This is a genomic window from Stappia sp. TSB10P1A, assembly GCF_900185725.1.
Lineage (GTDB): Bacteria > Pseudomonadota > Alphaproteobacteria > Rhizobiales > Stappiaceae > Stappia.
Map to the genome: position 1 here is coordinate 1 of NZ_FYAU01000032.1, position 25,473 is coordinate 25,473.

Annotated in this window: 25 protein-coding genes; 12 read left to right on the forward strand and 13 right to left on the reverse strand. The window is 68.5% G+C overall.

Annotation, left to right across the window (positions count from 1 at the left end; genetic code table 11):
* Positions 1-232: 232 nt before the first annotated feature.
* On the reverse strand, positions 233-1,717 hold the full coding sequence (gene gatB / locus TSB10P1A_RS16430) for an Asp-tRNA(Asn)/Glu-tRNA(Gln) amidotransferase subunit GatB (protein ID WP_186389031.1): 1,485 nt from the start codon (positions 1,715-1,717) through the stop codon (positions 233-235).
* A 388-nt stretch (positions 1,718-2,105) separates the two neighbouring features.
* On the opposite strand from gatB, the gene TSB10P1A_RS16435 reads away from it, so the two are divergent.
* Complete coding sequence (locus TSB10P1A_RS16435) at positions 2,106-2,927, forward strand: sulfurtransferase/chromate resistance protein (protein ID WP_186389032.1); 822 nt, start codon at positions 2,106-2,108, stop codon at positions 2,925-2,927.
* On the forward strand, positions 2,924-4,294 hold the full coding sequence (gene chrA / locus TSB10P1A_RS16440) for a chromate efflux transporter (RefSeq protein ID WP_186389033.1): 1,371 nt from the start codon (positions 2,924-2,926) through the stop codon (positions 4,292-4,294). The genes TSB10P1A_RS16435 and chrA overlap by 4 nt, the downstream gene beginning before the upstream one ends.
* A gap of 83 nt (positions 4,295-4,377) precedes the next feature.
* Here the strand turns inward: chrA and TSB10P1A_RS16445 are convergent, their stop codons facing one another.
* The 3 genes from TSB10P1A_RS16445 to TSB10P1A_RS16455 all read right to left on the reverse strand — a co-directional run bounded on the left by TSB10P1A_RS16445 (position 4,378) and on the right by TSB10P1A_RS16455 (position 7,207).
* On the reverse strand, positions 4,378-5,400 hold the full coding sequence (locus tag TSB10P1A_RS16445) for a fatty acid desaturase (protein WP_244293152.1): 1,023 nt from the start codon (positions 5,398-5,400) through the stop codon (positions 4,378-4,380).
* A 222-nt stretch (positions 5,401-5,622) separates the two neighbouring features.
* A complete protein-coding gene (locus TSB10P1A_RS16450; RefSeq protein WP_186389035.1) occupies positions 5,623-5,889 on the reverse strand; it encodes an EscU/YscU/HrcU family type III secretion system export apparatus switch protein in 267 nt (88 codons plus the stop codon).
* 52 nt (positions 5,890-5,941) lie between these two features.
* Positions 5,942-7,207, reverse strand: a complete 1,266-nt coding sequence (locus TSB10P1A_RS16455) for a flagellar hook-length control protein FliK (RefSeq protein WP_186389036.1) — start codon at positions 7,205-7,207, stop codon at positions 5,942-5,944.
* A gap of 207 nt (positions 7,208-7,414) precedes the next feature.
* Between TSB10P1A_RS16455 and TSB10P1A_RS16460 the strand changes: the two genes are divergently transcribed.
* A complete protein-coding gene (locus TSB10P1A_RS16460) occupies positions 7,415-7,675 on the forward strand; it encodes a DUF6455 family protein (RefSeq protein WP_186389037.1) in 261 nt (86 codons plus the stop codon).
* Between the two features lie 70 nt (positions 7,676-7,745).
* Here TSB10P1A_RS16460 and TSB10P1A_RS16465 read toward each other — a convergent pair whose 3' ends face one another.
* Complete coding sequence (locus TSB10P1A_RS16465; RefSeq protein ID WP_186389038.1) at positions 7,746-8,051, reverse strand: phosphatidylglycerophosphatase; 306 nt, start codon at positions 8,049-8,051, stop codon at positions 7,746-7,748.
* Positions 8,052-8,370: 319 nt separating this feature from the next.
* Here TSB10P1A_RS16465 and TSB10P1A_RS16470 point away from each other — a divergent pair, with 319 nt between their 5' ends.
* Positions 8,371-8,628, forward strand: a complete 258-nt coding sequence (locus TSB10P1A_RS16470; protein ID WP_186389039.1) for a YjhX family toxin — start codon at positions 8,371-8,373, stop codon at positions 8,626-8,628.
* Positions 8,629-8,753: 125 nt separating this feature from the next.
* Positions 8,754-9,416, forward strand: a complete 663-nt coding sequence (locus TSB10P1A_RS16475; RefSeq protein WP_186389040.1) for a LysE family translocator — start codon at positions 8,754-8,756, stop codon at positions 9,414-9,416.
* Between the two features lie 95 nt (positions 9,417-9,511).
* Here TSB10P1A_RS16475 and gor read toward each other — a convergent pair whose 3' ends face one another.
* The 3 genes from gor to rpiA all read right to left on the reverse strand — a co-directional run bounded on the left by gor (position 9,512) and on the right by rpiA (position 12,218).
* Positions 9,512-10,885, reverse strand: coding sequence for a glutathione-disulfide reductase (gene gor / locus TSB10P1A_RS16480; protein WP_186389041.1), 1,374 nt, complete (start codon positions 10,883-10,885; stop codon positions 9,512-9,514).
* A gap of 23 nt (positions 10,886-10,908) precedes the next feature.
* Complete coding sequence (locus TSB10P1A_RS16485) at positions 10,909-11,451, reverse strand: DUF2059 domain-containing protein (RefSeq protein WP_186389042.1); 543 nt, start codon at positions 11,449-11,451, stop codon at positions 10,909-10,911.
* A 62-nt stretch (positions 11,452-11,513) separates the two neighbouring features.
* Positions 11,514-12,218 (reverse strand): ribose-5-phosphate isomerase RpiA, encoded by a 705-nt coding sequence (gene rpiA / locus TSB10P1A_RS16490; RefSeq protein WP_186389043.1) that lies wholly within the window; start codon positions 12,216-12,218, stop codon positions 11,514-11,516.
* A 274-nt stretch (positions 12,219-12,492) separates the two neighbouring features.
* On the opposite strand from rpiA, the gene TSB10P1A_RS16495 reads away from it, so the two are divergent.
* Complete coding sequence (locus tag TSB10P1A_RS16495; protein WP_186389044.1) at positions 12,493-14,283, forward strand: methyl-accepting chemotaxis protein; 1,791 nt, start codon at positions 12,493-12,495, stop codon at positions 14,281-14,283.
* Between the two features lie 164 nt (positions 14,284-14,447).
* On the opposite strand, the gene gatA is transcribed toward TSB10P1A_RS16495, so the two are convergent.
* From gatA to TSB10P1A_RS16520, 5 genes are all read right to left on the reverse strand, one after another.
* Positions 14,448-15,923: an Asp-tRNA(Asn)/Glu-tRNA(Gln) amidotransferase subunit GatA gene (gatA, locus tag TSB10P1A_RS16500; RefSeq protein ID WP_186389045.1), complete on the reverse strand. Its 1,476-nt coding sequence runs from the start codon at positions 15,921-15,923 to the stop codon at positions 14,448-14,450.
* Between the two features lie 97 nt (positions 15,924-16,020).
* Positions 16,021-16,494, reverse strand: coding sequence for a GNAT family N-acetyltransferase (locus TSB10P1A_RS16505; protein ID WP_186389046.1), 474 nt, complete (start codon positions 16,492-16,494; stop codon positions 16,021-16,023).
* Between the two features lie 2 nt (positions 16,495-16,496).
* Complete coding sequence (gene gatC, locus TSB10P1A_RS16510; RefSeq protein ID WP_186389047.1) at positions 16,497-16,784, reverse strand: Asp-tRNA(Asn)/Glu-tRNA(Gln) amidotransferase subunit GatC; 288 nt, start codon at positions 16,782-16,784, stop codon at positions 16,497-16,499.
* 206 nt (positions 16,785-16,990) lie between these two features.
* Positions 16,991-17,551 (reverse strand): hypothetical protein, encoded by a 561-nt coding sequence (locus tag TSB10P1A_RS16515; protein WP_186389048.1) that lies wholly within the window; start codon positions 17,549-17,551, stop codon positions 16,991-16,993.
* Between the two features lie 1,008 nt (positions 17,552-18,559).
* The gene (locus TSB10P1A_RS16520) at positions 18,560-19,267 is read right to left on the reverse strand and encodes a metal-dependent hydrolase (protein WP_186389049.1); all 708 of its coding nucleotides are present in this window, start codon (positions 19,265-19,267) and stop codon (positions 18,560-18,562) included.
* 111 nt (positions 19,268-19,378) lie between these two features.
* On the opposite strand from TSB10P1A_RS16520, the gene ruvX reads away from it, so the two are divergent.
* The 6 genes from ruvX (at position 19,379) to dprA (ending at position 25,124) form a co-directional block, all read left to right on the forward strand.
* Positions 19,379-19,918, forward strand: a complete 540-nt coding sequence (gene ruvX / locus TSB10P1A_RS16525) for a Holliday junction resolvase RuvX (RefSeq protein WP_186389050.1) — start codon at positions 19,379-19,381, stop codon at positions 19,916-19,918.
* On the forward strand, positions 19,915-20,841 hold the full coding sequence (locus TSB10P1A_RS16530) for an AEC family transporter (protein ID WP_186389051.1): 927 nt from the start codon (positions 19,915-19,917) through the stop codon (positions 20,839-20,841). Before ruvX ends, TSB10P1A_RS16530 begins: the two co-directional genes overlap by 4 nt.
* A gap of 139 nt (positions 20,842-20,980) precedes the next feature.
* Positions 20,981-21,937: an aspartate carbamoyltransferase catalytic subunit gene (locus TSB10P1A_RS16535; protein WP_186389052.1), complete on the forward strand. Its 957-nt coding sequence runs from the start codon at positions 20,981-20,983 to the stop codon at positions 21,935-21,937.
* Between the two features lie 11 nt (positions 21,938-21,948).
* A complete protein-coding gene (locus TSB10P1A_RS16540) occupies positions 21,949-23,259 on the forward strand; it encodes a dihydroorotase (protein WP_186389053.1) in 1,311 nt (436 codons plus the stop codon).
* Positions 23,260-23,361: 102 nt separating this feature from the next.
* Positions 23,362-23,982 (forward strand): glycerol-3-phosphate 1-O-acyltransferase PlsY, encoded by a 621-nt coding sequence (gene plsY / locus TSB10P1A_RS16545; protein ID WP_186389054.1) that lies wholly within the window; start codon positions 23,362-23,364, stop codon positions 23,980-23,982.
* Positions 23,979-25,124 (forward strand): DNA-processing protein DprA, encoded by a 1,146-nt coding sequence (gene dprA, locus TSB10P1A_RS16550; protein ID WP_186389055.1) that lies wholly within the window; start codon positions 23,979-23,981, stop codon positions 25,122-25,124. The genes plsY and dprA overlap by 4 nt, the downstream gene beginning before the upstream one ends.
* Positions 25,125-25,473: the final 349 nt, after the last annotated feature.

Here is a 25,473-nt window from a genome sequence, read left to right on the forward strand (position 1 = left end):
CCGTCTTCCACAGGCTGATCGCAAACGGAAAGAAGCCAATCGTCGCCCTCACAGCCCTCATGAGAAAGATCGTCGTCATCCTCAACGCCAGAACGAGAGACCACCTCAACGATATGAGTTGATGACATCCTGTCAGTGGCGCGCGACCTCGCATCCCCTCAGCCGTCACCCCGGGCAAGCGAAGCGCGACCCGGGGCCCATTGGTTGCCGGAGCGATGGCGGAACGACCGCCCTACTCGATGCCGATCTTGGCCTTGAGCAGGTCGTTGACCGCCTGCGGGTTGGCCTTGCCGCCGGTCGCCTTCATCACCTGGCCGACGAACCAGCCGAGAAGGCCGGGCTTGGCGCGCGCCTGCTCCGCCTTGTCCGGGTTGGCGGCGATGATCTTGTCGACCTCGGCCTCGATGGCGCCGAGATCCGTCACCTGGCGCATGCCGCGCGCCTCGACGATTTGCGCCGGTTCGCCGCCCTCGCTCCAGACGATCTCGAACAGGTCCTTGGCGATCTTGCCCGAGATCGTCCCGTCGACCACCAGATCGACGATGCCGCCGAGCTGGCCGGCCGAAACCGGGCTTTCGCTCAGCTCCAGCCCTTCCTTGTTGATCCGGCCGAACAGCTCGTTGATCACCCAGTTGGCCGAAAGCTTGGCGTCGCGCCCCTTGGCGACCTCCTCGAAGAAGTCGGCCGAGGCCTTTTCCGCCACCAGAATGTCGGCGTCATAGGCGGTGAGCCCGTAATCGGCGATGAAGCGCGCCTTCTTGTCGTCCGGCAGCTCCGGCAGGCCGACGGCGAGCGCGTCGACGTAAGGCTGGTCGAACTCCAGCGGCAGCAGGTCCGGATCGGGGAAGTAGCGGTAGTCGTGCGCCTCCTCCTTGGAGCGCATCGAGCGGGTCTCGCCCTTGGCCGGATCGAACAGGCGCGTCTCCTGGTCGATGCTGCCGCCGTCCTCCAGGATGCCGATCTGGCGGCGGGCCTCATACTCGATGGCCTGGCCGACGAAGCGGATGGAGTTGACGTTCTTGATCTCGCAGCGCGTGCCGAAGGCCCCGCCCGGCGCGCGCACCGAGACGTTGACGTCGGCGCGCATTGAGCCCTGGTCCATGTTGCCGTCGCAGGTGCCCAGATACCGCAGGATGGTGCGCAGCTTGGTGAGATAGGCCTTCGCCTCGTCGGCGGAGCGCAGGTCCGGCTTGGAGACGATCTCCATCAGGGCGACGCCCGAGCGGTTGAGGTCGACGAAGGACATGGTCGGGTGCTGGTCGTGCAGCGACTTGCCGGCGTCCTGCTCCAGATGCAGCCGCTCGACGCCCACGGTCACCTGCTCGCCGCCCGGCATGTCGAGCAGGACCTCGCCCTCTCCGACGATCGGCTGCTTGAACTGGGAGATCTGGTAGCCCTGCGGCAGGTCCGGATAGAAGTAGTTCTTGCGGTCGAACACGGACTTGAGGTTAATCTGCGCCTTGAGGCCAAGGCCCGTGCGGATCGCCTGCTTGACGCATTCCTCGTTGATCACCGGCAGCATGCCGGGCATCGCCGCATCGACGAGGCTGACATTGGCGTTCGGGTCCTTGCCGAACTCGGTCGAGGCGCCGGAAAATAGCTTGGCATTCGAGGTGACCTGGGCGTGCACCTCCATGCCGATCACGATTTCCCAGTCGCCCGTGGCGCCCTTGATGAACTTCTTGGGATCGGGGGTGCGGGTGTCGACGATGCTCATGCCGTGGAAGTCCTGCCCGTTGTGTCGTGCCTGTCGCCCGCCCCCTCAAGCCCCCGCGCGCACGCGCGCGAAAACGGGTTTGCCAAGGGGCGGACTTGTCCTGAACGCGTGCCGCGCGCGCGTAAAACGCGCGCCAGACCGCTTGAATGTGTGGGTAGTGGGTCTTTGCCCTCCCCGCAAGGGGGGAGGTGGGAGTGGGAAGATGAACGAAGCGAAAACCCGCCGCTTTGAACGTGGCGCAGGACCGCCCGCATGGAAAATGACCGCTCAATTTCTTGACACGTTCGTCCAACCGCCGATAACTGGCCGCATGGGGATCCGCGACCTCCCCACGAGGCGCCAGCCGAAGATCGCGTTCCATACAAATCCTTAAAAAGGAGGAACGCGCATGCCTGCCCCCAATGCCATTTCGCCTGAAAAACTCTCTCGCCTGATCGGCACGCCCCGCTCCCCTCTTCTGCTCGACATGCGCTCGGACGAAGACTATGCCAGCGACCCGCGCCTTTTGCCTGGAAGCTTGCACGTCGGAGATCGGAACCTTGCCGGCCTTGCAAAGCGTCTGGCCGGCAGCCCCTCGATCACCGTTTGTCATGCAGGACATCATCGCAGCCAGGGGGCGGCGGCCTGGCTGCGGGCGGAGGGTATCCCGTCCGAATATCTCGAAGGCGGCTTCGAGGCCTGGAGCGCCGCCGGGCTGCCGCTGATCGATCCGGCGAAGCTGCCCATTCGCGACACACACGATCGCACCGTCTGGGTCACCCGGGCGCGACCGAAGATCGACCGGATCGCCTGCCCCTGGTTGATCCGCCGCTTCCTCGACCCACGTGCAGTGATTCTGTTCGTGGCCCCTTCCGAGGTGACAGGCGTCGCCAAACGGTACAACGCCGCCCCCTTCGACATCGAGCAGGTGTTTTGGAGCCATCGAGGCGACCTTTGCACCTTCGACGTCATGCTGGGTGAGTTTGGACTGTCCATGCCGGCACTCGACCGTCTCGCCGCGATCGTCCGCGGCGCCGACACCGCGCGGCTCGACCTCGCGCCCGAAGCCGCAGGCCTGCTGGCCGCCTCTCTCGGGCTGTCACGAATGTACTCCGACGATCTTGAACAGCTCGACGCCGGAATGCTGCTCTACGACGCCTTCTACCGCTGGGCACGCGACGCAGGCGACGAAACCCACAACTGGCCGACCAACAGACCCAAGGCAGGATGATGCGGACCCCATACCCTACCCTGGCCGAGGCCACCCGTATCTGGGCACGTATCGGCCTCCTCAGTTTCGGAGGTCCCGCCGGGCAGATAGCGCTGATGCATCGGATCCTGGTCGAGGAACAGCGCTGGCTCGGGGAGAAGCGTTTCCTGCACGCCCTCAACTACTGCATGCTGCTGCCGGGTCCGGAGGCAATGCAGTTGGCCGTCTACATCGGGTGGCTGATGCATCGAACGGTCGGCGGCATCATTGCAGGCACCCTCTTCGTGCTGCCGGGTGTCGTGGCGATCATGGGCCTTAGCTGGATCTACGCGATCTATGGCAATGTCGGCGCGGTCGAGGCCCTGTTCTTCGGACTGAAGGCTGCGGTGCTCGCCATAGTGGTTCAGGCGGTCATCCGCATCGGCACCCGGGCGCTGACGAACCGCGTGATGGTCGGCATCGCAGCCGCTTCATTCGTGGGAATCTTCGGTTTCGGCGTGCCCTTCCCGCTGATTATCCTGCTCGCAGGACTGATCGGGTTCATCGGCGCCCGCACAGGCCTGTCCGCATTCCGGAGCGGGCACGGACACGGCAAGGTCGGGAAAGTCCAGGTTGACGATGCCGAGACGATCCTCGGCGAAGAGATACCCGAGCACGCCCGGGTCAATCGCGCCTATGCTTTCCGCGTCTCGGCCGTGTTCCTCACCCTGTGGCTGCTGTCCGTGGGCACGCTGATCGCAGTCCTTGGTCCCACCAACGTCTTCGCCCAGATCGCAAGCTTCTTCAGCGTCATGGCCGTGGTGACCTTTGGCGGGGCCTATGCGGTGCTGGCCTATGTCGCGCAAGAGGCAGTGCAGAACTACGGCTGGCTGGCCCCGGGCGAGATGCTGGATGGTCTCGGCATGGCCGAGACCACTCCTGGACCGCTGATCATGGTCACCCAGTTCGTCGGCTTCATGGGAGCCTATCGCGAGGCGGGCGGGCTATCGCCTCTGATGGCCGGAACGCTGGGCGGATTGCTGACCACCTGGGTGACCTTCATACCCTGCTTCCTGTGGATCTTCCTGGGCGCGCCCTTCATTGAGCGCCTGCGCGACAATCGCGCCCTGACCGCGGCGCTGACGGCAATCACCGCGGCGGTGGTCGGAGTGATCCTCAACCTGGCCGTCTGGTTCGCCCTGCATGTGGTTTTCGACGAGTTGCGCCGCGTCGTCGCCCTCGGCCTCAACCTCGACCTTCCGGTCTGGTCCTCGCTCAATTTCGCTGCGGCAGTGCTCGTCCTCGCGGCTCTCCTCGCCACATTCCGGTTCCGTCTCGGGCCGGTCACGGTCCTCGCAGGATGTGCGCTTGCCGGCCTTGCACTCAACTTGGCCGGGCTGCTGCGATAGGCGTGTCAACGGCGACACGCCATCCCTCAGCGCCCTCGGAATGAAGCGCCACCCGTCGGCCGGGAGCGGATTGAAGCTCCCCCTCAGGCAGCGCTGGCCGTGCGGGCCTGGCGGAACGTGACCAGCCGGCGGGTGTCCTCGTCCCACAGGACGAGCTTCACGCAGCCAAAACTCTGGCGCAGGGTGATGCGGTTCATGTCGCGCAGTTCGGGGAAGTCGCGCATCACCTCGCTGAGGCGATAGAACGGGATCTTGCTGGACAGGTGATGCACGTGGTGGATGCCGATATTGCCGGTGAACCACTGCAGGATCGGCGGCAGGTCGTAATGCGAGCTGCCCTCCAGCGCCGCGGTCTGGAAGTTCCACTCGCCGCCCTTCGACCAGTGGGTTTCCTCGAACTGGTGCTGGACGTAGAACAGCCAGACGCCGGCGGTCGCCGCCATCAGGATGATCGGCCCCTGCACCATCAGGAAGGTCCCCGGCCCGGCCGCCCAGATCAAAAGCGCGGCCATGCCGGCGATGCAAAGGTTGGTGGCAAGCGTCGAGAGCCACGGCTCCAGGCCGCCGCGCATCATGCCGAACGGCAGGCGGTACTGGCACACGAACAGCCATGCCGGCCCCAGCCCGAACATCACCAGCGGATGCCGGTAGAGCCGGTAGCGCAGCCGCCCGCTCCAGGGCAGCGCCTGGTACTCCCTGACCGTCAGCGTGTCGATGTCGCCGATGCCGCGCTGGTCGAGATTGCCGGTCGAGGCGTGGTGGATCGCATGGCTCCGCCGCCAGTAGTCGTAGGGCGTGAAGGTCAAGACGCCGAGCGCGCGGCCCGTCCAGTCGTTGAGCCCGCGCCGGGTGAACAGCGCGCCGTGCCCGCAATCGTGCTGCAGCATGAACAGGCGCACGAGCAGGCCGGCGGCCGGCACGGTCAGGACGAGGCCCCACCACTGGCCGTGGTTCACCAGCACCGCCGCCGCCGCCCACAGGGCCGCGAAGGGCACGAGGCTGGCGAGGATCTCGAAGACGCTGCGCGCGGTGCTCGGCTGGCGATACTTGGCCAGCGAGGCGTTCCAGGAGCGCGGCTTTTCCGCCGGGCGGCAGTCAGTGTTCACCAATATCCATCCAATCCGGGAGCGAGCCCCCCAGATGGAGGAAATGAGTAAACAACCCGCCTGAAAAACTGTCCGTTTTCGCAAGGGTGCGACGCCGGCCAGCCGAAGCCATCGAACTCCCATTTCAGCCCCGATTTGGCAAGTCAATTCGTCGCCTCGCACAGCGACAATCCGTCCCTCACCGGCTCTTCAACGGCCCTTCAACGGCCCCTCACCGCCCCTTCACCGGCCCCGGGCCATCAGGATGAAGCGCAGCACGGCGGCGACGGCCTCGTAGAGCTCCACCGGGATTTCCCGGTCGAGCTCGATCTGCGACAGCGCCTCGGCCAGGGCCGCGTCCTCTTCCACCGGCACGCCGTGTTCGGCCGCCAGTTCCAGGATGCGGGCGGCGATGGCGCCGCGCCCCCTGGCGGTGACGCGCGGCGCGCCGGCATGGTCGTAGTGCAGCGCCACCGCCAGCCGGCGGCGCGGGTCCTGCTCCTCGCTCATGGCCGGCCCTCCCGCAGGGCCAGGGGCCGCGTTCCGTTCGCCCGGCGCCCGCTCACGAGACCACGTCCACGAACTGGCCGGAGGGCGCCGGCGGATCGTCCGGCAGCCCGCTGGTCACCTTGAGATCGACCACCTCCAGCCCCTGTTCGGCAAGCGTCGCGGCAAGGCGCGGCAGCCGCTCGTTGAGGTCCGCGGCGATGTCCGCCCGCGCGGCCCAAAGGCTGGCGAACAGGCGGGGACCGTCGAGCCCGACCAGCGCCTCCACCGCGCCGGTCGCCTCTGTGTCGAGCGCAAAGCGCAGCCGCCAGGCGGGATGCGCGCCCTCCCCGTCGTGGCCGGGCGTGTCGTCGCGGCCGATCTGCAGCGAGATCACCGCGGTCTGCCCGCCGACCACCAGCGGCAGGTCGAGCACCCGGTCGAACAGCGCCGCATCGCCCGCGCCCTCGCCATCGGCCAGCAACCCGCGCGAGGCCAGCGAGGCGAGCCGCAGCCGGGCCAGCGCCGCCTCGGTCTTGGCCGCAAGGATGGCGGCGGCTTCCTCGCCGTCGCGCGCCAGGAGGGCCGAGATCAGCTCGCCGCTGGCGCGGGCCGGCTTTTCGCCGCGCGGATGCCGGGAAATGCCGGGCAGCGGCGGCGGGGTCGCCTGCCGGGCCGGCGCCTCGCGCCCCCCGGCCGCCCCTTTCAGCACGCGCAGGAGCCCGTTCAACGCCTCGTCAAGACTGGGAGTCCCGCTCGCCGCCCCGCGCCCCGTCACGCCTTCCAGTGCCGCCTTGAGCGCGGGGCCATCCAGCCGGCCTTCCCGGGTTCCGGCAGGATCCAGCCGGAAGCCGAGCAGGCTCGCCAGCGCGCTCGTCACCGCAGGCGGCAGCAAGCCGCCCGCCGCCCCGGCGGGCGCTGCGGCCAGCGTCGCGGCAAGGCCGCCATAGAGCGGCGACAAGCCATCCTGGCGGGCGGCAAGGGAGGTGGCGAGCGCGGTGATGCGGGCGAGTGCCGCCGCCTCGCCGGAGGCCGGGCTGGATGCGCCCTGCGGGGCGCCCTGGCCGGCGTTTTGCGGCGCGGCGCTCACCTGATAGCGCGGGCCGTCGGGGCCGCGCTCGACGCTCAGCGTGGCGCGCGTGCCGAGCGGCAGCATCTCCTGCCCCTCGACATCGAGCTGAAAACCGCCCGCCCCTGCCCCGCCCCCTGCAATCAGCCGCATGACGTTGTCGGTCAGGTGCTTGGCGACGCGCACGGCGATCACATCGCCGACATTCAGCATCGGCACCCGGCTCACCGGCCGCACCGCGACGACGCCGCTCTGGTTGCTCTGGGATGTCACGCGAGAGATCATGCGCGGGGCCTCGCCGTGCTGCCGTCCAGCCTCGCGCCGACGGTGAGTGAGCCTAGCAGATTCGCGAAATCCCGCCGATCCCGCTTATGGAGCGGTCCGCCGTTTGATTTCCGTCAAATAGTTTCCTCCGCAACGATCCTACAGTAACCGGGCAGCGGCCGCCGCATCGGCGCCGCGAACAGAGGACGGGCTGCCATGGGACTGATGAAGCGCCTCGACGAACGTGCCGGGCTGATGGGGCGGATGATGCGCACGGTTGGCGCCGACGACACGCTGCCGTCCGGCATGATCCTGGAAAGCACGATGCGCACCGCCGCCGCCCGCTGCATGGGCTGCGAACGGCCGCAGGACTGCGCGAACTGGCTCGAAGAGCACGCCGACGGCGCTGCCCACGCGCCGGGATTCTGCCCCAATGGCGAGCTGTTCGCCGCCTGGACGGGCCGTTCCGGCAACTAGGCTGCGACCTTGCTTCGCCGCGCGGCGTCGGGCGCGCGCAAGAGACGGTGCTGCAGGCTCGGCCCCTGCCTCAGCGGCGGTGGCGCTGTGCCCGCTTGCGGATGCCGTGCACGATGGCGGCGAGCACCAGCGCGCCGACAAAGCGGAACGGCAGCACGGCCAGCGGCCCGCCGTCATAGCCGCCGAGCGCCCGCACGCCGCTCGCCGACAGCGAAACGTCGATCAGCACGCTGATCACTGCAGCCGCGAAGCCGGCGATGATCAGCTTGGCGCGCGCGTCGGCATACCAGCCGAGCGCCGCCCCGATCAGCAGCGCGAAAGGGTTCAACAGGCCGGCAAGGCCGAAAAGCAGCGGCAGGGATTCGGTCGGGCTCATGCCGCTGTTTTAGGATCGCGGGACACAAAAGGGAACTGCAATCGCGCCCCCGCGCGCCTTCACGCGAGCGCGACATTTCCGCAACACGGATCGACGACACTGGCCCGCCCCGACCGGGCACCGCCCGCGCTGCCTTGCGCGGCGGGCGCTCAACGCCTATCTGTGCCGCGTCAACTTCGGAGAGCTTATGCGCAGCCAACTCGAGACCCGGTAAAGCCCGGTCCATCGAGAAAGACCGGGCAACAACCCACGCACGACCGCTTGCGTTGCGGGCGGCGGTGACGTGCGCGTGTGAACTGCATCTCCGGACACTCCGAAAATGGATATTTCCAAGGCCGAGCAGCGGGTCCTGCACCTGCTCGCTCAAGGCGGCCATGTGCTCGTCGAAAAGGACGAGCGCGGCCGCATCGAAGAGCTCGCCATCGTCACCCGCGAGGGCTGGCACAACACCGGGCTGACGCTTGACCTCTTTCGCAAGCTGAAGCGGCGCCGGCTCATCGCCTCCGCCCAGTCCGGCCCCTACCGCATCACCCGTCTCGGGCTGCTGCGGGTCCGTTCGCAACTGGACAATCGCTGAAACCCCCGCCGCCGCCGCGCCCCCGCGCCGCGGCGGCGGCCTCGATGCGGGTGTTTGCCTCTTTTCAAATGCCATCGGTTGTGGATTGCTGGGCAGATCGACGTCCCACCTGCCGGAGTTCTTCCATGTCTTTCGAAACCTGGCTGGCCTTTTCCGCCGCCTCCTTCGTGATGCTCGCCATCCCCGGCCCGACGATCCTGCTGGTCGTCTCCTATGCGCTCGCCCACGGCCGGGCGGTGGCCTCGGCGACCGTCATCGGCGTGGCGCTCGGCGATCTCACCGCGATGACCGCCTCGCTGCTCGGCCTCGGCGCGCTGCTCGCCACCTCGGCGACCCTGTTCACGGTGCTGAAGTGGATCGGCGCCGCCTATCTGATCTGGCTCGGGCTGAAGCTCTGGCGCGCGCCCGTTGCCGACACGGCGCCGCAGGAGATGGCGGACGGCACCCCTGGCCCCGCATCTGCCCCGACCCGCGCGCCGATGCTGCGCATCGCCCTGCACGCCTATGCGGTGACGGCGCTCAATCCCAAGAGCATCGTCTTCTTCATCGCCTTCCTGCCGATGTTCATCGATCCGGCGCGCCCGCTGCTGCAGCAGGCGGTGATTCTCGAGGCGACCTTCGTCATCCTCGCCGCGCTCAATGCCGCCGCCTACGGGCTGATGGCCTCGATGGTGCGCACGCGCATCCGCCGTCCCTCCGTCCGGCGCTGGATCAACCGCAGCGGTGGCACCTTGATGATCGGTGCCGGCCTGCTGGCGCTCGGCTGGCGCCGCGCGGCGGCGAACTGACAGCGCTCCGCCGGCCGCTCGGAACCGCAAAACCGCAAGCAAAACGGGGAGGCAGTGCCTCCCCGTCGTCTTTTCAGGTCCGCCTTGTCGGCCGGTCAGGCGCGCAGCCGCTCGGTCGGCTCGCGCATCGTCACCAGTTCCTCGGCCGCCGTCGGATGCACCGCCATCGTCGCATCGAAGTCCGCCTTGGTGGCGCCCATCCGCAGCGCGATGCCCAGCACCTGCACCAGTTCGCCGGCGTCATGGCCGAGGAGGTGCACGCCGAGCACCCGGTCCGTCTCCGGCTGCACCAGCACCTTCATCAGCATCTTCTCGTCGCGCCCCGACAGCGTGTGCTTCATCGGGCGGAAATGCGCCTTATAGACGTCGACCGCGCCGTAGCGTTCCAGCGACTCGGCCTGGGTCAGGCCGACCGTGCCGATTTCCGGCTGCGAGAACACCGCCGTCGGGATCATCGAGTGATCGGCGGACCATTCCTTGCCGCCAAAGACGCTGTCGGCGAAGGCATGGCCCTCGCGGATCGCCACCGGCGTCAGGTTGACCCGGTCGGTGACATCTCCGACCGCATAGATCGACGGAACATTGGTCTGCGACGCCTCGTTGACGACGATCGCCCCCGAAGACGCCAGCTCTACCCCCGCCTTGTCGAGGCCGAGACCGGCAGTATTCGGCCGCCGGCCGATGGCGAACATGATCTTGTCCGCGGCAAGCGTCTCGCCCTTGCGGGTGTGGCCGACAAGACCCTCACCGGTCTTCTCGATGGAGGAGAACACGTCGCCGCACAGGACGCGGATGCCCTTCTTCTCCATCTCCTCGTGCAGGACCTGGCGCAGGTCATCGTCGAAGCCGCGCAGGATCTCTTCCCCGCGATAGATCAGCGTCGTCTCCGCGCCGAGCCCGGCGAAAATCCCCGCGAACTCGACCGCGATATACCCGCCGCCGGCCACCACAATGCGCTTCGGCAGGTCGGCGAGATGGAACACTTCGTTGGAGGTGATGACGTGCTCGCCGCCCGGCAGGCCGGCATCGACATTGGGCGTCGCGCCGACCGCGATCAGGATCCGCTCGGCGCGGATGCGCCGTCCGTCGGTCAGCAGGTGCACCGTGTGGGCGTCTTCCAGCACCGCCCGCGTGTCAAACAGTTCGACGCCGGAGCGTTCCAGGTTGCGACGGTAGATCGCCTCCAGCCGGGCGATCTCCCGGTCCTTGGCATCGATCAGCCGCTCCCAGTCGAAACGGCGCTCGCCCACCTGCCAGCCGAAACCGGCCGCGTCCTCGAATTCCTCGGAAAAGCGCGAGGCATAGACCATCAGCTTCTTCGGCACGCAGCCACGGATCACGCAGGTCCCGCCGTAGCGGTATTCCTCGGCGATGCCCACGCGCGCGCCATGGGTCGCGGCGATGCGGGCCGCGCGCACGCCGCCCGAACCACCGCCGATGACGAAGAGGTCGAAGTCGAAATCGCTCATGCCTGGAGCCCTCTCGGCCCTGATTATTGCGCCGGGGCTTCCGTCGGCTGGGTCTCCTGCGCCTCCTGGCGCTTAATCATCTCCTCGCGCACCAGGGTCACCATTTCGGTCGAAATCGCATCGCCCCACTGCTTGGCGGCACCGATCGACAGCGCCCGCAGCTCCGGCTCGACGGCGGAATACTTCTGGCCGAGCGGGGTGTTGTAGAAGGCCGCCAGTTCGTTCAATTCCTCGACGGTGAAGCGGCGCGCCCAGACCTCGTAAACCACCCGGTTGAGCTCCGGACGGCGCCCGGCGAGGGACAGGGCCACATCGGTCACCACCTCGTCGATCATCCCGGTGTTCGCCGGATCGTTCTGGATGAACAGGCTGCGGGTCCGCTCCGCCATCAGCGGCAGCACATCGTCGAAGGCGCGGATCGCCTGCGCCGCCTGCACGGCGCTGCGCGCGGCCGCGATATGCTCCTCGGAAAAGCTCTCCTGGGCATGGGTCGCCTGGGCGAGGGACAGCAGCATTGCCGCCGCCGTGGCGGCGGCCGTCGCGGATTTCCGGCAGAAATCAAACATCGGATACTCCATGAGCAAGTGATCGGGTGCCCGGCCGCCTTCGCCGGGCTGGTCCTTGAAGGTCAGTTTTGCTGGTCGGCGACGGGAAGCAGGCGCTCCACTCCATCGGCCCCGGCCAGATACGCGGCATCGGCGATGCCGAGAAAGAGCCCGTGGTCCACCACCCCCGGAATGTCGAGCAATGACCGCGACAGAGCCTCCGGATCGGTGATCTCGCGCAAATCGATGTCGAGAATATGGTGGCCGCCATCCGTGACAAACGGCGTGTCCCCGCCGCGCAGCAGGATCGGCGCATCATAGCCAAGGTTCGAAAGTGCCCGGGCGACCGCGTTGCGGGTGACGCGAAGACCGAAGGGCACCACCTCGACCGGCAGCGCGAAGGCGCCGAGACGCGCCACTTTCTTGCTGGCATCGGCGATGACGATCATCCGCCGGGAGGCGGTCGCGACGATCTTTTCCCGCAGCAAGGCGCCGCCGCCGCCCTTGATCAGCCGCAGCTTCGGGTCGAGTTCGTCCGCCCCGTCGACGGTCAGGTCGAGCTCGGGGCACTCCTCCAGCGTCGCCAGCGGCACGCCGAGTTCGCGGCACAGCGCCGCCGTGCGCTCCGAGGTCGGCACCCCGATCACCGACAGCCCGCCCTGGACCTTTTCCGCCAGGGCGCGGACGAACTGCTCCGCCGTGGACCCGGTGCCGATGCCAAGACGCATCCCCGGCGTCACCTCTTCCAGCGCCGCCTCGGCGGCCTGTCTCTTAAGCTGATCGCTCATCCCGTTCCGTTCGTCGTTCCGCGTCGTTCCGCGTCGGTCCCGCGCCGTGGCGCCTGCCGCCGGCCGTGCCCGGCGGGTTTAGCATGGGAACCGCGCAAGGCAAAGAACCCGCGACATGCGCCGCGCCGGCAGGTGTCCACACGTTTTGCGAGCGAGCAAATCAGATTGAAAACTTCCCGCTGCGTTAACCAACAATTCAAGCAATCATGCAAAACTATTACCAGAAAATTATTGGATAACCCTTTGGGATAGGGCGGAAACCGGAGATCCAATCATGCGTCTATTCGCGGCAGCGAGACCGAGAATCACCGACGGTTCCAACACGGTCCGGAGCGAAGAGATCCACGCAGCCGAGGCCGACAAGCACACGGTGACGTCGGCCGAGACATCCTTGTCGCTGGCGCGCGATCAGCAGACGGCGCTGACGCTCGACCTGATCGAATCCGATCTGCGGGCCGCCGCCAGCAGCATCGGCACCGGCGCGCAGGACCTGCGCGCGCGGGTCGGCGAGCAGTTGCAGCAGCTTTCGGATATCCGCGGTCACTCGCAGGCGCTGCACAGCGAAACGCGCCATGCCGACGAGACCGCCCACAGTCTCTCCGCCTCGGTCGAGCAGCTCGTCGCGGCGAGCAACGAGATCGACGAACAGGTCCGCAATTCCTCGCGCCTGGCCGAGGAAGCGCGTCAGGTCGCCGACACCGCGAACACAGGCATCCAGGAGCTGAAAAGCGCCATCGACGCCATCGCCAATGTCGTCCGGCTGATCTCCGACGTCGCCAAGCAGACCAACTTGCTCGCGCTCAACGCCACCATCGAGGCGGCCCGCGCGGGCGAGGCCGGCCGGGGCTTCGCCGTCGTCGCCAGCGAGGTCAAGGCACTGTCGGTGGAGACCCAGAACGCCACCGACGAAATCGTCGCCAACATCGCCCGCCTGCAGAGCTCGGCCGAGGGGAGTATTCTTGCCGTCGACCGCATCATCGGCGTGATCGGCGAGATCCGGCCGAGCTTCGCCGCCGTCGCCGAAGCCGTCGGCCGCCAGTTGGAAACCACCCGCTCGGTCGGCGAAACCGCAAGGGAAACCGCCGATTTCGTGCGCGCGGTGACCGAGAAAGTCTCGACGATCACCGAGGCGACGGACAGCGCCGAGCGCGCCGGCGAGGCCGCCGGCGAGGCCTCCCGCTCGATGCTCGCCCTGGGGAACAGTCTGAGCGGCCGGTTCACGATGATGATCCGCCAGACGGCGATCGGCGACCGGCGGCGCGACGACCGGCTGCCGGCGGAACTGTCCGGAACCCTGACCCAATCGGGCCACAGCTACCGCATCAAGACGCTGGACCTGTCGGCCGGCGGCGTTCTTCTCGCCCCGCAACAGGGCGAGGAGCGCGCCAAAGAAGGCCCGGCGAAGGTCGATCTCTCCGGCCTCGGCCGCACGGCGCTGCAGATCGTCGCCGTCACCGATCTCGGCATGCACTGCGCCTTCGAGCGGCCGGACGAGGCCTTCGTCGCCCGCCTTGCCGAGGTGCTGGCGCGGGTGCGCGGCGAGTTGTCCCCGTCGATCGACCGGGCCCAGGACGGCGCCCGCCGCGTCACCGAGGCGATGGAACAGGCGGTAGCCAAGCGCGAGCTGACGCTCGACGCCTTGTTCGACATCGATTATCAGCCGATCCCCGACACCAACCCGCGCCAGGTCTCGAACCGCGCGCTCAAAGTGCTGGAGCGGATCCTGCCGCCGATCCAGGAAGATATCCTCGCCCGCGCCAAGGGCAGCGGCCTCGTCTTCTGCGTCGCGGTCGACCGCAACGCCTATCTGCCGGTGCACAATGCCGCCTATTCCCAGCCGCAGCGCCCCGACGACCCGGCCTGGAATGCCGCCAACTGCCGCAACCGGCGGATCTTCGACGACCGCGCCGGCCTCAGCGCGGCGCGCAACACACGCCCCTTCCTGGTGCAGACTTATCCCCGCGACATGGGCAACGGCACGATCATCTGGATGCGCGAGATCGACGCACCTATCACCGTCTCCGGCCGCCACTGGGGCGGCTTCCGCACCGCCTACAAGCTGTAAGGCGATTTTGCGCGGCGATCGCGCCAAATCACCGGCTCAGGGGCAAAAAAGCAAGGCGCCCGAACGGGTTACCGCCGGGCGCCGGGCTTGCAAAAATTGAGACGGATTTTGCAAAATCGCGCGTCAAAATCGCGAAAATTTGCGCAAACCCTCTCAAATCGGCCTTACCACCACTTGCCCGGCTCGAAGCGGCCGGCAGCCTCCTCGATGACGGTGCCGAGGGTGTAGAGCGTCTCCTCGCCGAAGGGCCGGCCGATGAGCTGCAGGCCGAGCGGCAGGCCGGAGCCGGTCAGCCCGGCGGGGACAGCCAGTCCCGGCAGGCCGGCCATATTCACGGTCACGGTGAAGACGTCGTTGAGGTACATCTGTACCGGATCGCCACTGAAGGCGCCCGGCGCGAAGGCGGCGTCCGGCGTTGCCGGCGTCAGGATCGCGTCGACGCCCGCATCGAAGGCCTCGTCAAAATCACGCTTGATCAAACTGCGGACCTTCTGGGCGCGCAGGTAGTAGGCGTCATAGTAGCCGGCCGAGAGCACATAGGTGCCGATCAGCACGCGGCGCTTGACCTCGGCGCCGAAGCCGGCGGCCCGGGTGTTCTCGTACATGTCGGCGATATCCTCGCCCGGAACCCGCAAGCCGTAGCGCACGCCGTCATAGCGGGCGAGGTTCGACGAGGCCTCGGCCGGGGCGACGATGTAATAGGCCGGCAGCGCGTATTTGGTGTGCGGCAGGCTGATCTCGACGATCTCCGCGCCCGCCGCCTTCAGCCAGTCGATGCCCTGCTGCCAGAGCGCGGCGATCTCCGCCGGCAGGCCGTCGATGCGGTATTCGGCCGGAATGCCGATCTTCAAACCCTTGACCGAACGGCCGATGGCCGCCTCGTAATCCGGCACCGGCATGTCGACAGAGGTTGTGTCCTTGGCATCGACCGAGGCCATCGAGCGCATCATGATGGCGTTGTCGCGCAGGGTGCGGGTGATCGGGCCGGCCTGGTCGAGCGAGGAGGCGAAGGCGACGACGCCCCAGCGCGAGCAGCGGCCATAGGTCGGCTTCATGCCGACCGTGCCGGTGAGCGCCGCCGGCTGGCGGATCGAGCCGCCGGTGTCGGTCGCCGTGGCGCCGGCGCAGAGCCAGGCCGCGACCGCGGCGGCCGAACCGCCCGACGAGCCGCCCGGCACCAGCGCCTCGTTGGAGCCCTCGCGGCGCCAGGGATTGACGACATTGCCGTAATAGGAGGTCTCGTTGGACGAGCCCATGGCGAACTCGTCCATGTTGAGCTTGCCCAGCATCACCGCGCCGTCGGCCCACAGGTTCGCCGTCACGGTCGATTCGTAGGGCGGCTTGAACCCGTCGAGGATGTGGCTGCAGGCCTGGGTGTGGACGCCCTCGGTGGCGAACAGGTCCTTGATGCCGAGCGGAATGCCTTCCAGCGCCCCGCCCTCGCCGCGCGCCAGCCGCTCGTCGGAGCGCCTGGCCATCTCCAGCGCCCGCTCGGCGGTGACCGCGACATAGGCGTTGATCGTCGGATTGGCCGCCTCGATGGCCGCAAGATAGGCCTGCGTCAGCTCGCTCGCGGTGATCTCGCGGGCGGCGAGCCGCGCGCGGGCCTCCGCCAGGGTCAGTTTGGTCAGCTCGGTCATCGGGGTCTCGCTCGGACTGGATCTCGCTGGTGGTCTGGGAGGCACGGCGCTCGGCGCCCTCTCTTGGGAGCCTGTCTCGCGCCCCGCGCGGCCCGCGTCAAGTGCGACGGGTCAGCGCCTTTCGGTAGAAGACGGAATAGCTGCTGTCGGGGTAGTCGAGAACCGGGCCGCACCGAACAAAACCGCCGCGTTCATACACCCGCCAGGCCGCAGGATGCCGGTCGCCGGTCTCAAGCACCAGTTCGGCGCCCCCCTCGGCTTCGGCCAAGGCCTCGATCCGTTCCAGGATCGCCCGACCGATGCCGCGCCCCCTCGCCTGCGGCCGGGTGTACATGCGCTTGACCTCGCCGACCCCGTCGGGGTGGCGCAACAGCGCGCCGCAGCCCAGCGCCTCGCCGGAGGCCGGATCGCGGGCGACAAACACGGTGGTCTGCGGTCCCGCCATCTCCTCCACGCTCATGTGGAAGCAGAATTCCGGCGGTGTGAGCTCGAGCAGCACGGCGTTCAACTCGCCGACCAGCGCCCGCATGTCGTCGGTCAGCGGGCTTTCAATGCCCACCCGGACCGACATGCCTATTCCACCACCTTGGGGACCATGAAGAAATTGTCGTCGGAGGCCGGGGCATTGGCCACGACCTTGTCCGGATAGCCGCCATCGCTGACGACGTCGGCCCGCTTCTTCATCTGCTGATGGACGACGGAGGTCATCGGCTCGACGCCGTCCACATTGACCTCGTCGAGCTGCTCGACAAAGGCCAGGATCGTGTTGAGCTCGCCGGTCATCCGGCCGGCCTCTTCATCCGTCACCTTGATCCGCGCCAGATGGGCGACGCGCTTCACCGTATCGACATCGACGGACATGCGAATTCTCCAACAGATCGGGCCTGAAAGGGTGCGGGCCTTGCGAACGTGGCCCCTCCGTGACGACAGGCCCGCCGCAATGCCGGCAAGCCCGGCCGGCAACAGTGCCGGCGGGCCGCACCCGCTTGACCGGGCTATATCATCCGCATCCTTCGCCCCGCAAGCCGCAGCCGGCGCGCAAATCAATTAGGCCGGCCTTCGCCCGATCAGGCGGCAGCCCCCTGGCCGCAGGCGGACGGGCCGAGCGCGGAACAGGCGGCGGCGGAGGGCCGCGACGCCGGCAGGCCGGAGCCCGGAGCGGCAGACGCATGCCTGCCGGCCAGAGCATGGGCGGGGGCCAGAGCGGAGGCATGGGCGGAGGCTTGGGCGAAAGCCGCCAGCCCGCGCCACTGCTCCTCCTCGATGATCCGGCCGAGATGCCAGCGCTGGCGGAGGGATACCGTCTCGCGGAAGACGCGGCCGTCGATCTCGACCCCGTCGAAGCGGCAGGAGAACTCCGCCGTCTCGCCCGCCCGGTCGCAGACCAGCCCGTCGATGGTGCCGCGCAGCATGGTGAAGCGGCGGGCAACGGGGTGCAGCTTGCGCAGCACCCCCTCCAGCCCCTCGGCCGCCAGCGCGCCATTGTCGAACAGGCGAATATCGGGGGCGAAATGCGCCCGCGCCGCGCCGAGCAGATCGCCGCGCGCCAGCGACACCAGATAGTCGTCAAGCCGGCCGCGGAACGGCGAAACGCGCAGGCGGGAGCGGAGCGGAAGGGCAATCGTCATGGCGGCACCTGTTCTGGACTGACGAGAACATTACGAGAACATTTGACGTGTGTCCAGTGGTCAGGACGGCTCTTCAAGACGCGGGCTCACGCCCGCGACTGATGTCTGGATGCCGGATCTCGCGATGGCGTTGACGCGCCCCGCGATCCGGCATGGCGGGAGTGTGTGCTCGGCGGCGTGGCCGATAGGCTCTCGGCTCTCCGGTCCCGGCTCGGCGCTTACGCGCCGTCCGGGAGGACGAAGGGATAGGGCTGCGCGCCTCGCCACCGCTCTGGGAGCCATTGGCAACCCCGGCAGGTGTTCTTCGCTCCAACCTCCCCATGCGTCATTCCGGCCAAGCGAAGCGCGAGCCGGAACCGGAGAGCCACGGCGTTTGCGGGGTCGTCCGGGAGCGCGCCCCATAGGCCCTCGGCTCTCCGATCCCGCATCTCCGCTGCGCTGCGTGCGGGATGACGCCGGAGGGGCTTGCGCGTGGGGGGACAGCCGGAGAGTGGGGTTCGCGCAGGCGTGTCCTCGCGCCCGCTCTGGCAACCAATGGGCCCCGGCGCGCGCTTGCGCGCGGCCGGGGTGACGGCCTATGGACGGGGCGAGGCCGCGCCTCCTCTCGGATGTCGTCCCGGACGAGGCCGAAGGCCGAAGATCCGGGACCCATTGGCGCCCTTGGCGGGCATGAGGCGGGAGAGCGTCGCCCCCCCCCCCGGCTGTCATACCTGCGAAGGCAGGTATCCAGTATCCGCCGGGGCGGATGGCGGCGCCAAAGCAGCCCCGCAGCCTCCGCGAGGGTCGTTCGCGGCAGCGCCGAGACCCGAGCCGCGCGACCTGTGGTTACTGGGTTCCGGTCTTCGGCTGCGCCGAAACCGGGACGACAGCCGAGGGATAGGGTTCGCGCCAGCGCGCCCCCGCAACCGCTCTGGCAACCAATGGGCCCCGGCGCGCGCTGCGCTTGGCCGGGGTGACGGCAGAGGGGATGAGAGGCCGTGCCTCACTCGCGGTGCGTCGCCCCCTCCCTCAGATCTCCAGCGAGGCGCCGGGGGCGGTGACCTTCACGCGCGAGCCCTGGTCGCCCATTTCCCGCACGAAGGCATCCGCCGACTGGTCGAGCATCGGGAACGTGCCGTAGTGGCAGGGGATGACCGTGTCGAAGTCGAAGAAGCGGCGGCAGGCGAGCGCGGCGGTGCGCGCGCCCATGGTGAAGCGGTCGCCGATGGGCACGATGCCGACCTTCGGCGCGTAGAGCTCGTTCACCAGCGCCATATCGCCGAAAATGTCGGTGTCGCCCATGTGGTAGAGCGTCGGCTGGCCCTTGGCCCGCACGATCAGGCCGTTCGGCTGGCCCATATAGACCGGCGGCCAGCCGCCGGCGAGCGAGGACGAGGTGTGGTGCGCCTGCGTCAGCGAGACCGCGAAGGGGCCGACATCGACCGTGCCGCCGCAGCCCATCGGGTTGATGTTCTCGTGGCCCTGCGACTGGACCCACATGGAGACCTCGAAATTCGCCGTGACCTGCGCGCCGGTCGCCTTGGCGATGGCGACGGCGTCGCCGGTGTGGTCGTCATGGCCGTGGCTGAGCAGGATGTGGGTGACGCCCGCGCTGGCCTCCTCGACGGTCATGTCGGACGGAAAGGACGGATTGCCGCTGAGGAACGGGTCGATGAGGAGGATCGCGCCGGGAAGTTCGACGCGGAACGCCGAATGGCCGAGATAGGTGAGCTTCATGATGGCTGCCTTCGGATCTGGTTGGAACTCTCCCGCCGGAATCTAGCCACTTGTCGGCAAACGGCAATCCCGGAGCTGTTCGCCCCTGCCGCGCCGTGCTAAAGCCGCAGAATGGCGACAGACCCTCTCCTTGCGCTGGAAGATTTCGCAGCGCGCCTCCCCCGTATCGGACGCCTGATCGGTCTCGATCTCGGCACCAAGACCATCGGCCTTGCGCTGTCCGATCTGGGGCGCGGCATCGCCTCGCCGCTGGAGACGATCCGACGCAAGAAATTCGGCGTCGATGCCGCCGCGCTGCTCGCCATCTGCGCCAAACACGAGGTGCGCGGGCTGGTGCTCGGCCTGCCGCTCAACATGGACGGCACGGAAGGCCCACGCGTGCAGGCGACCCGCGCCTTCGCCCGCAATCTCGCGGCGCTGACCGACATGCCGATGACCGCCTGGGACGAGCGCCTGTCGACCGCCGCCGTCACCCGCACGCTGATCGACGCCGACCGCTCGCGCGCCCGCCGGGCCGAGCTGGTCGACAAGATGGCCGCCTCCTACATCCTGCAGGGCCTGCTCGACCGCCTGACCTATGGCAGCCTCGACGAGCAGGACGACGGGCCGGACTATGGGCCAGGCGGCATACCCGACGACGGGCAGCCATGAACGGCGTCTTCAATGCGCTGATCCCGGTGCTGCTGGTGATCGCCGCCGGCAACATCGTCGCGCGCATGGGCCTGATCACCGGCGACCAGTGGCGCGGCATCGAGAAGATCGCCTATTTCCTGCTGTTCCCGGCGCTGATCATCCGCACCGTCGCCAAGACCGACTTCCTGGCGATCCCCGCCTTCGGCATGAGCGCGGCGCTGATCCTGTCGATCCTGGCGATGTCGGCGCTGACGCTGGCGCTGCAACCGCTGTTGAAGACGCGGTTCGGCATCACCGGGCCGCGCTTCAGCTCGATCTTCCAGGGCGCGACGCGCTGGAACACCTTCGTCGCGCTGGCCATCGCCGACGAGCTGCTGGGCCGCGAGGGCGTCGCGCTGCTGGCCGTGGCGGTGGTGGCGATGATCCCGCTGCTCAATGTCATCAATGTGCTGGTGCTGGCGCGCTTTGCCAGCGGTTCCCCGCCCGGCGCCGGCCGCATCGCGCTGGATCTGGCGAAAAATCCGCTGATCTGGTCGACCGGCGCCGGGCTGGCATTCAACCTCACCGGCCTGCCGCTGCCGCGCTTTGCCGATGCGACGCTGCAGATCCTCGGCAATGCGGCGCTGCCGATCGGCATCGTCTGCGTCGGCGCCGGGCTGAACCTTGCCGCCCTGCGCCGTCCCGGCCCGTCGCTCGCCACCGCCACGGTGCTGAAGCTGGTGGTGATGCCGGTCTTCGGCGTCGCCTTCGCGCTGCTGCTCGGCCTCGACGGCGCCGCGCTTTCAGCGGTGATCATCGCCATGGCGGTGCCGTCCGCCGGCAATGCCTATCTGCTCGCCCGCCAGATGGGCGGCGACGCACCGCTGATGGCCGAGATCCTGACCCTGCAGACGGTGCTGGCGGCCATTACCATGCCGCTGGCCCTCTTGCTTGCGCAGTAGCAAACGCGCTCCCACGGCCATCTGGCGCGCGTTTCGATCTGTCACGCGGGCGCGCGTTTCGGCTCAATGCCCCCCGCCGGTGGAGAACACCTCGCCGCGCTTGAGCCGGCGCCGGGAAGCGCCTATAGGGTTGGCTTTAATGAGCGCTCATCATCCCCCCCTCGCGGAGCTTTATCCGCACCGTCACCTCCTCGGCATCGAGGGCCTGCAGCCCAACGAGATCGTCGCGCTGCTCGACCAGGCGGAAGCCGCCGTCGAAATCAGCCGGCAGGTCGAGAAGAAAAAGGCCGTGCTGCGCGGCCGGACCCAGATCAACCTGTTCTTCGAGGCCTCGACGCGGACCCAGTCCTCGTTCGAGATCGCCGGCAAGCGGCTCGGCGCCGATGTCATGAACATGTCGGTCGCCTCGTCCTCGGTGAAGAAGGGCGAGACGCTGATCGACACGGCGGCAACGCTGAACGCCATGCACCCGGACATCATCGTCGTGCGCCACCACGCCGCCGGCGCGGTGCACCTTCTGGCGCAGAAGGTCGGCTGCTCGGTGGTCAATGCCGGCGACGGCGCGCACGAGCACCCGACCCAGGCGCTGCTCGACGCGCTGACCATCCGCCGCCACAAGGGCAGCATCGCCGGGCTGACGGTGGCGATCTGCGGCGACATCCTGCATTCGCGGGTCGCCCGCTCCAACATCATCCTGCTGAACGCGCTCGGCGCGCGGGTGCGCGTCGTCGCCCCCTCGACGCTGCTGCCGAACGGCATCGCCCAGATGGGCGTCGAGGTGTTCCAGGACATGCGCAAGGGGCTGGCCGGCGCCGACATCGTGATGATGCTGCGCCTGCAGCGCGAGCGCATGCAGGGCGCCTATATCCCCTCCGTGCGCGAATACTTCCGCTATTACGGCCTCGACCGCGACAAGCTGGCGGCGGCGGCAGCGGACGCGCTGGTGATGCATCCCGGCCCGATGAACCGGGGCGTGGAGATCGACCCGGAGATCGCCGACGGGCCGCAAAGCCTGATCCGCGAGCAGGTCGAGATGGGCGTTGCCGTGCGCATGGCCGTTCTCGAGGCGCTCGCCGCCCATCTGCCGAACAAGTGAGGAGCCCGGCCATGGCAAACCCGCAGAGCCCGATCCTCCTCGCCCCGATCCTCCTCACGAATGCCCGGGTGATCGACCCGGCAAGCGGCCTGGATGCGCCCGGTAGCGTGCTGATCGAGAACGGACGCATCACCGCCGCAGGCCCCAGCGCTCACAACCAGGGTGCGCCAGAGGGAACTGAGATGATCGACGTTGCCGGCGCGGTCGTCGCCCCCGGCCTCGTCGACATGGGCGTCACCGTCGGCGAACCCGGCGCCGAACACCGCGAGACGCTGGCCAGCGCCAGCCAGGCGGCGGCGGCCGGCGGCGTCACCACCATCGTCACCTCCCCCGACACGGATCCGGTGATCGACGACCCGGCGCTGGTCGACTTCGTGCTGCGCCGCGCCCGCGACACGGCCTGCGTCAACGTCCACCCCTTCGCCGCGCTGACCAAGGGTCTTTCCGGCGAGGAGATGAGCGAGATCGGCCTGTTGCAGGAGGCCGGCGCCGTCGCCTTCTCTAACGGCCACCGCTCCGTCACCCATGCCGGCATCATGCGCCGGCTGATGACCTATGCCCGCGACTTCGGCGCGCTCGTCGTGCACCACACGGAAGACCCGGCGCTGGCCGGCGGCGGCGTCGTCAACGAGAGCCTGTCGGCAAGCTGGAAGGGCCTGCCGGCAAGCCCGCGCGAGGCCGAGATCATCATGGTCGAGCGCGACCTGCGGCTCGCCGCGCTGACGCGCGGGCGCTACCACGCCCAGTCGGTCTCCTGCACTGAGAGCACCAGGGCGATCGCCCGGGCGAAGGCGGACGGGCTCGACGTTACCTGCGGCATCACCGTCAACCATCTGACGCTGAACGAGAACGACATCGGCCCCTACCGGACCTTCTTCAAGATGTCGCCGCCGCTGCGCTCGGAAGACGAGCGCCAGGCGATGATCGCAGCCCTCGCCGACGGCACCATCGATGTCATCGTCTCGGGCCACGACCCGCAGGACGTGGAGACCAAGCGCCACCCCTTCGCCGAGGCCGCGGACGGTGCCATCGGGCTGGAGACGCTGCTGGCCGCCGGCCTGCGCCTCGTCCATTCCGGCGAGATCGGCCTTGCCCCCCTGCTTGCGGCGATGACCTGCAACCCGGCCCGCCGGCTGGGCCTCGACGCCGGCCGCCTTGCCGCGGGCAGCCCCGCCGACGTGGTGGTGTTCGATCTCGACCGGCCCTGGGTGCTGGACAAGACCCGGCTGAAATCGCGCTCCAAGAACACCCCGTTCGAGGATGCGCGCTTTACCGGCCAGGTGCTGCACACGCTCGTTGCGGGAAAGATCGTCACGCCCTGAAGGCGTCAAACGCTCTTGGATCAGGCCCCTCGGGAAAAGCGGATTTGCCTTTCCCTGCTTGTGCTTTAGAGTTACCGCGCTGTTGCAACCGGAGGCTGCGCGTTGCCCGATCCGATCAGTTGGGGTCTCGTCTGGCCCTATTACCTTGCCGCCCTCGCCTTCGGCTATCTGCTGGGCTCGATCCCGTTCGGGCTGATCATCACCCGGCTGGCGGGCCAGGGCGACATCCGCAAGATCGGCTCCGGCAATATCGGCACCACCAATGTGCTGCGCACCGGCAAGAAGCATCTCGCCGCCCTCACCCTTCTCGGCGACATGCTGAAGGGCACGGTGGCGGTGCTGGTGGCGAGCCGCTATGGCGGGCCGGACCCGGCGGTGATCGCCGGCTTCGGCGCCTTCATCGGCCATCTCTTCCCGGTCTGGCTGCGCTTTCGCGGCGGCAAGGGGGTTGCCACCTATCTCGGCGTGCTGCTCGGCCTCTACTGGCCGGCAGCGCTGGCCTTCGCCGCGATCTGGGTCGCGGTGGCGCTCGTCACGCGCTACTCCTCCGCCTCGGCGCTGGCGGCGAGCCTCGCCACCCCCGTGCTACTGTGGTTCGTCTTCGACCGGGCGCAGGTGGCCGAGCTGATGGCGCTGCTCTCGGTGATCCTGTGGGCCAAGCATCACGAGAATATCGGCCGCCTTCTCAAGGGCACCGAAGGCCGGATCGGCCAGAAGGGATGAGCGCAGGCGCGACCGGGCGCGGTCGCGCCCTTTCCGAGCGCCAGCGCCTCGCCTGGCTGCGGCTGATCCGCTCCGAGAATGTCGGCCCGGTCACCTTTCGCGAGCTGATCAACCACACCGGCTCGGCCGAGGCGGCGCTCGCCGCCCTGCCCGAACTCTCCCGCCGCGGCGGCAAGCGCGCCATCCGCATCGCCTCGCAAGACGAGGCGGAACGCGAGATCGAGGCGCTGGCGCGGATCGGCGGGCGCTTCAGGGCACTCGGCGAACACGGCTACCCGCCCCTGCTGCGCCATGTCGACGGCGCGCCGCCGCTGATTTCCGTGCTCGGCTCCGACGACCGGCTGGCGGACGGCGCCACCATCGCCATGGTCGGCGCGCGCAACGCCTCGCTGGCCGGGCAGAAGATCGCCAGCGAGATCGCCGGCTACCTGTCGGCGGCCGGCTATACCATCATCTCGGGGCTGGCACGCGGCATCGACGCGGCGGCGCACCGGGCGGCGCTTGCGGGCGGCACGGCGGCGGTGCTGGCCGGCGGCATCGACATCATCTACCCGCCGGAAAACCGCGACCTCTATCACGACATCGCCGCGCGCGGCGCCATCGTCAGCGAGATGCCGTTCGGCTGGAAGCCGCGCGCCCGCGATTTCCCCCGCCGCAACCGGCTGATCTCCGGCATGGCGCTGGCAACGGTGCTGATCGAGGCGGCGCGCGGCTCCGGCTCGCTGCACACGGCGCGCTTCGCCGCCGAGCAGAACCGCGAGGTCTTCGTGGTGCCGGGCTCGCCGCTCGATCCGCGCTCGGAAGGCGGCAACCGGCTGATTCGCGACGGCGCGACGCTGGTCGCAAACGGCGCCGACGTGCTGGAAAGCCTCGGGCCGCGCCGCATCGCCGACGACATCCCCGGCCTCGACATCGAGGAACCGGACGCGGACGGACGGCGGATCGCCCCGCCGGATGTCGGCGACAGCGACCGCAGCCGCGTGCTCTCGGCGCTGGGGCCGGCACCGGTCGAGGTCGACGAGCTGATCCGCTACACCGGCCTCTCTGCCCGCATCGTCCACGTGATCCTGCTGGAGCTGGAACTGGCCGGCCGGCTGGAACGCCATCGCGGCCAGCGCATCAGCCTGATCGACGGCCGCTGAGGCGGCCGGCCGGCGGCCTCGGCGAGGCTCCAGGGGCGTTCCACCGGCGCTGTGGGGGGCCTCGCGGGAGTTCAGCGGGCGCCTCGAAGAGGCGGCGGTCCGCTGTTGCGATCCCCATCCCCGACAGGCGCAGGAGGCGGCCGGCCGAGCGGCTCATTCCCGCCGGCAGGGCCAAGATCACCGCGAATTGTAGCCTGCAACAACCACAACCTAAATTTCAACCAAGAGAAGCACAAGGGTTGCGGAATAGATGCACATGCCCGAATACAACCTGTGATAAGGGTCAGCGCCTACCCGCTTTCTCCGCTCCCGGCCGCTGCAGTTCGACATGCCGGTCGAAGGCCTCCAC

Coding starts and splice junctions, on each gene's coding strand:
- ruvX (WP_186389050.1), top strand. CDS start 19,379: ATGGCGACAGACCCTCTCCTTGCGCTGGAAGATTTCGCAGCGCGCCTC.
- TSB10P1A_RS16460 (WP_186389037.1), top strand. CDS start 7,415: ATGGGACTGATGAAGCGCCTCGACGAACGTGCCGGGCTGATGGGGCGG.
- TSB10P1A_RS16530 (WP_186389051.1), top strand. CDS start 19,915: ATGAACGGCGTCTTCAATGCGCTGATCCCGGTGCTGCTGGTGATCGCC.
- TSB10P1A_RS16485 (WP_186389042.1), bottom strand. CDS start 11,451: ATGTTTGATTTCTGCCGGAAATCCGCGACGGCCGCCGCCACGGCGGCG.
- gatB (WP_186389031.1), bottom strand. CDS start 1,717: ATGAGCATCGTCGACACCCGCACCCCCGATCCCAAGAAGTTCATCAAG.
- TSB10P1A_RS16535 (WP_186389052.1), top strand. CDS start 20,981: ATGAGCGCTCATCATCCCCCCCTCGCGGAGCTTTATCCGCACCGTCAC.
- TSB10P1A_RS16495 (WP_186389044.1), top strand. CDS start 12,493: ATGCGTCTATTCGCGGCAGCGAGACCGAGAATCACCGACGGTTCCAAC.
- TSB10P1A_RS16515 (WP_186389048.1), bottom strand. CDS start 17,551: ATGACGATTGCCCTTCCGCTCCGCTCCCGCCTGCGCGTTTCGCCGTTC.
- gatC (WP_186389047.1), bottom strand. CDS start 16,784: ATGTCCGTCGATGTCGATACGGTGAAGCGCGTCGCCCATCTGGCGCGG.
- dprA (WP_186389055.1), top strand. CDS start 23,979: ATGAGCGCAGGCGCGACCGGGCGCGGTCGCGCCCTTTCCGAGCGCCAG.
- rpiA (WP_186389043.1), bottom strand. CDS start 12,218: ATGAGCGATCAGCTTAAGAGACAGGCCGCCGAGGCGGCGCTGGAAGAG.
- TSB10P1A_RS16505 (WP_186389046.1), bottom strand. CDS start 16,494: ATGTCGGTCCGGGTGGGCATTGAAAGCCCGCTGACCGACGACATGCGG.
- TSB10P1A_RS16450 (WP_186389035.1), bottom strand. CDS start 5,889: ATGAGCGAGGAGCAGGACCCGCGCCGCCGGCTGGCGGTGGCGCTGCAC.
- gatA (WP_186389045.1), bottom strand. CDS start 15,923: ATGACCGAGCTGACCAAACTGACCCTGGCGGAGGCCCGCGCGCGGCTC.
- gor (WP_186389041.1), bottom strand. CDS start 10,885: ATGAGCGATTTCGACTTCGACCTCTTCGTCATCGGCGGTGGTTCGGGC.
- TSB10P1A_RS16470 (WP_186389039.1), top strand. CDS start 8,371: ATGGATATTTCCAAGGCCGAGCAGCGGGTCCTGCACCTGCTCGCTCAA.
- TSB10P1A_RS16435 (WP_186389032.1), top strand. CDS start 2,106: ATGCCTGCCCCCAATGCCATTTCGCCTGAAAAACTCTCTCGCCTGATC.
- TSB10P1A_RS16520 (WP_186389049.1), bottom strand. CDS start 19,267: ATGAAGCTCACCTATCTCGGCCATTCGGCGTTCCGCGTCGAACTTCCC.
- chrA (WP_186389033.1), top strand. CDS start 2,924: ATGATGCGGACCCCATACCCTACCCTGGCCGAGGCCACCCGTATCTGG.
- TSB10P1A_RS16465 (WP_186389038.1), bottom strand. CDS start 8,051: ATGAGCCCGACCGAATCCCTGCCGCTGCTTTTCGGCCTTGCCGGCCTG.
- TSB10P1A_RS16475 (WP_186389040.1), top strand. CDS start 8,754: ATGTCTTTCGAAACCTGGCTGGCCTTTTCCGCCGCCTCCTTCGTGATG.
- TSB10P1A_RS16540 (WP_186389053.1), top strand. CDS start 21,949: ATGGCAAACCCGCAGAGCCCGATCCTCCTCGCCCCGATCCTCCTCACG.